Annotated in this window: 4 protein-coding genes; all 4 read left to right on the top strand. The window is 36.7% G+C overall.

Going from position 1 to position 4,723, the window contains the following annotated elements; genetic code table 11:
* The coding region (locus tag JMN32_RS03615; protein ID WP_202854926.1) for a hypothetical protein at nucleotides 1-2,309 on the top strand (2,309 nt) is incomplete at its 5' end.
* Nucleotides 2,306-2,956 (top strand): hypothetical protein, encoded by a 651-nt coding sequence (locus tag JMN32_RS03610; RefSeq protein ID WP_202854925.1) that lies wholly within the window; start codon nucleotides 2,306-2,308, stop codon nucleotides 2,954-2,956. The genes JMN32_RS03615 and JMN32_RS03610, both read left to right, overlap by 4 nt.
* A gap of 524 nt (nucleotides 2,957-3,480) precedes the next feature.
* Complete coding sequence (locus JMN32_RS03605) at nucleotides 3,481-3,639, top strand: hypothetical protein (protein WP_202854924.1); 159 nt, start codon at nucleotides 3,481-3,483, stop codon at nucleotides 3,637-3,639.
* Between the two features lie 142 nt (nucleotides 3,640-3,781).
* Entirely contained in the window at nucleotides 3,782-4,171 is a 390-nt protein-coding gene (locus tag JMN32_RS03600; protein WP_202854923.1) for a hypothetical protein, read from the top strand.
* Nucleotides 4,172-4,723 lie beyond the last annotated feature (552 nt).

Below are 4,723 nucleotides of genomic sequence, written 5' to 3'. Positions count from 1 at the left end.
GTAGCAAACGGGGAGCCTTTGTCAGCTCATGGACGGAAACCAAAAGGTTTACCACCTATCCACCACGGGTATTTGCCTGCGGTGATCCTCAGGAAGTTCAGCAGCCTTTGAATACCACACCGCTTATATCTGCCATTCGTGGTGAAGTGTTTACGGTAGGGGACTTCAATATGAGGCTTACTAAAGTAACCGGAGGTGACGGGGTATTCTCAGGCTATGGCTCGGTTGAAACCCCTTTCCTTGGCGTCAATCTCGCGGTTAAGTTTGACAATATTAGGGTAAATGAACTGTACCAGGTTGTGGATGGGGAAGTGATTGCTCTTTCGGATGGTATTGATGGTTTGATAGAGACCTGGGAAGGTGATGGTGATGCAGGTTCTGATGATGGAGACAATACCGGTGATGACTTTGATGGAGTGGATATTGACTTCAACGGAGAGATCAGTGATGTAACAGTAGGTGATGACGGTGTAATTGTGGTTACCGACGAAGATGGTACTCAAACGGCTTATCCTGTTGAAACGGATGAGGAGACGGGTGAGACGAAGTCGGTGAAGGTAGTGGATAGCTCTGGGGACACGTGGATAGTTGATAGTGACGGTATTACTAAAGAAGGATCAGGAGAAGGTGATTTCACAAATACAGATACCCCAATTAACAATGAACAGCTAAAGAAGCTATTTATTGAAGTTCTGAATGAGTTTAAGAATGAAATAGATATCTACTTGCTTAACAATGGAAAAGGACCATTGGATGAGTTGATAATCAGAAGTATGATGGAACTGCCAGATTGCCTTCCAAAACATGTAGATAAGCTAGAAGAGGCACTTGCTATCATTGAAGAATTTAAAAATAATCCCTATGCATTGTTGGACTCAGTTTTGCAAGATACTTCCAATATCGAGTTTATCGAGAGTCAAATGGCAAGTTTGGTAGGTCCTGAACCTTATAAACAGCACTTTACTTCAGAAGAATGGAAAACCTTTAAACAGATGGTTTGTGCTTATCTCAAAAGAATTGAAGAAGAGCGTATTACTTATGAAGGTTTTGTTGCTACTGTTCAGGGTGATACAGTTAATACAGATGAAATCTATATTATAAATGCTTCACAGGTTGAATTTAAATTAGCTTATTGGTCAAAGAATAATGACGTCAGGGATATTAGTTATAAAGTTTCACTTATTGATGAAGATGGGGCAACCGAGGAATCTTATGTCACCACCTATGATGATAAGGTTGTTAAAAATGTGCCGTGGACGCTTGTCTTGGAGCCTGTGAGAGAAGGGAAATATACTATTATCCACAAGCTCGGTGAAGAGAATGAAGTTAAACAAGAGTTTTGGGTAAGGCACAAACATTATGATTTTGCATGTAAAGTATGCGGAAGAGATTTGAAAATTACGCACGAAAGATTAAAGAAATTATTTTCAAAGAGTGGTACAGTTAAAAGGAACCCAAATATTAGTGACTATTTTAAATTAGCAGTTGAGAAAGCAGAGCTAAATACCTGTTATAGACAAGCTCACTTTTTTTCACAAATTGATCATGAAAGTAGTGGTATGCGTGCTACCGTTGAGGGAAGTACTTACAGTTTAGCTAGAATGTTGAGTGTATGGAAATATAATTCTAATGCCAAAACCGTTTTCTATAAGCAATCTTTTTGGGATGATGAAGATTATTTGGACTATGCAAGCAAGGGGCTTTATGAGAAATTAGATGATGAAGAGGATAAGGCTACTAAGTATAAGCCTTCAAGTGATGAAACTTTTAAGTGGAATGGAAGCGACAGTTATAAGATAACGATAAAAACAGGGTTTTCTAAGGATAGTGAAGGAGAGTATAAACAACATAGTCTTACAAGTACTCAGCAATCAAGCAATGGTAAAAAATTGCTTAACCTTGTTTATTCAAATGGTGTTGGCTACGGAAACGGAGATGTGGACAGTGGTGATGGATATAAATATCGAGGGAGAGGAGCAATTCAATTAACGGGAAAGGGGAATTACAAAGCTATTTCCGATAAGTGTAATGCTCTATTTGGGACTGATTATGATTGGGAGAGTAATCCTGATGAAGTGAAAACGTCCCTTAAAGCAACTGTCTTATCGGCATCTGCATTTATTATCAAACGTTTAGGTGCGATATCGAAGTTAGATACAGAATGTACCGATGAAAATGACTATGAAGGGTGTGTAAAACCTATTACTCATTTGGTAAATGGTGGCTATAATGGATTGGGTGATCGCAAAGAGAAATTTAAAGAAATGATAGAAGGAATGTTTAATAATTGTAAAGCAAAGAAAAAATGAAATCAACTTTACTAATAGTAATTCTCGTAAGTTTTCAGATGTGTACTATAGCCCAAGTTGCTGATAGTTGTTATCAGAAAACGCAGTCAAAATCAGATGTTGAGAAACTTGAACCTATCATGTGCATACCAAATGGATATTACATTGTGGATGTTTATGAAGAAGACCTTAATGCCGATGGCAGAGTGGATAAAGTTACAGAATGGTTTAAAGAAAAACTTAATAATGGAGATACCACCTTTCATTCGGTTTACTTCCAAATGCGTGACAGTTCATTTAGTCACTTTGCTACCTATGATAACTTGACGCAGTTGTATTTTGACCTTCACAGTCAGAGTACAGATGTTATGCTGGAGGATAGTATTTTAAATGAGATTAAATTTAAGTACCAATCTTACGGTGACCTACCAACTTTTTACAATGGAGGGTTTTCTGTTGAATTTTATACTGATGCTGCTGGTTATAAAAGGTTGTTTTTTGAGTTCTCAAATGGAAGAAGTGATTTTGTTTTAAGAAAAGAACAAGATTGGCTTGCTCCCCAAACATCCACATGGACAGAAGGTGAGCAATTGGAAGAAGAAGTTATTTATTCAGAGGAAGAGGGAATTTCGGTTAAAAACTTTAAGATATTGGAATACCTCGAATAATAGGTGTAACTACTGTTTTAGTCCAGAATTGTCATGATCTGCTTATGATTAGATCAGGATAACACTATATTTAAGAAGTATGAGTTGCATAGTATTAATATTATCATTTTCCAATCCAAACTATGCTGTGACTCCGATATGTGGTGTCACTTCAACCATAAATCAGGGAAATGGGAATGAGGGAGGTTTGCAAGATATTGATAATCCCGATATCCAGAATGAAGCAATTAAGTGGTGGTATTTTGTTTTCCTAGTGCCAGCTTGGTTGTTAGGGCTATGGATCAATCACTTGAGATATAAAGAAAACTAAACATTAATTCCCCCCAACTGGTCTTAGGTTTAGCGTAGCGATCCTAAGACCTAAAATGAAATAGAGCGTCCGCTCGGTCAGCTCAAGGAAGTTTTTTTCAACTGAATAAAAAGGTTGTCTGGTAAATATTAAGCCTCCTCTAGCTCAGGGTATTGGATGTTCTGGGAACAAGCAGATTGTTTTAATCGTTAAGAATACATATTTTTACATTACTATGAAAATCGAATTATTTTCAACAATAGAAGAACTTAAAGCTGACAGAATTCAACGTGAAGTTTCTGAAAAGGAGATTGCTGAACAAAAAAAATTCGTTAGCGACTTGAGAAAAGCAAGAAACCGCAATCTCAAAAAAAAGCCATTCATTTCCCTTTAAGCCATTTCAGAACAGCATTACATAAAAAGCTTAGAAATCCTCGACCAAATAGTCGGCCAAATTTAATGATAATAGCGTCGATTATATGATTGTGGGTGGTACAGCAGTTAATATCCATGGGTTTCATCGATTATCGTCTAATATGCCAAAAGATATAATCTATGATTTTGACATATGGTACAGACCAACACTTTCAAATTTTGATAAACTAACTGATGCCCTCTCAAATATTCAGCCTGATAATCGTAGTGAATTAAAATCGATTGTATTTCATCCAGAAAGGTGTTATATAAGAATCACGGAAAAACCATTCAAAATTGAATTGCTTCCCCAGATAGCAGGTTATGTTCGACAAGATTACAGTCAAGTAAAAGAAAGGGCTATTTCCTTTAGGTTGAATAAACATGAAGCGCCCGTAATTTCTTATGAAGATCTAATACAAACAAAAAAGTCTCTTGGAAGAGATATTGATAAAAATGATATTAGAGGTTTGGAAAATGCTAAGAAGAAAGAAAAAAATAAAGGTTTTTAGGCTTGACACCCTCTTGATAGTAGGTTAAGCGCAGCGGCCCTACGACCTAAAATGGGATAGGGCGTCCGCCCGGGTTGATTCTTTAATGCTAATCTTTGAAACATGGGAAGAAATTATGCCATTCGGAATTAGCACGCCATGTATTTCGTGACATTTACAGTGGTCAATTGGATTGNGTAAAGGAAATGTTGCTTGAAAATCAGGCTATTAATGAGGTCAGGTTTTATGACGTGTAAGATATAGGCAACAGGTGTTTTTTTTATGTTATGATTAGGAGTACGCTTTTGACTTATTAGTCGAGAGCCCTTTTTTAGTATGTAAGCTTATGGGTAATAAAGCGTTTTTATTAATAAATAATAGCTATAGTTTTGTATATCATTTAAAGAATGGTATTGGTGCAAATACATTGCGTTTGTATTCTTTTTGAATGAAAGGACAATGATTTAGATGCTACTCGATACCTCATTTTAAATCCCCATAATTTCATTAGTTGACTAACCGGTTTGAAGGAGCCGTTAGATAGCTGTGTCTAAAGCATATCAATTTGGGGAG

Source organism: Fulvivirga marina, assembly GCF_016775155.1.
Classification (GTDB): domain Bacteria; phylum Bacteroidota; class Bacteroidia; order Cytophagales; family Cyclobacteriaceae; genus Fulvivirga; species Fulvivirga marina.
Note: the sequence above shows the minus strand (reverse complement) of the source record. Positions and strands in the feature narration are given on the sequence as shown.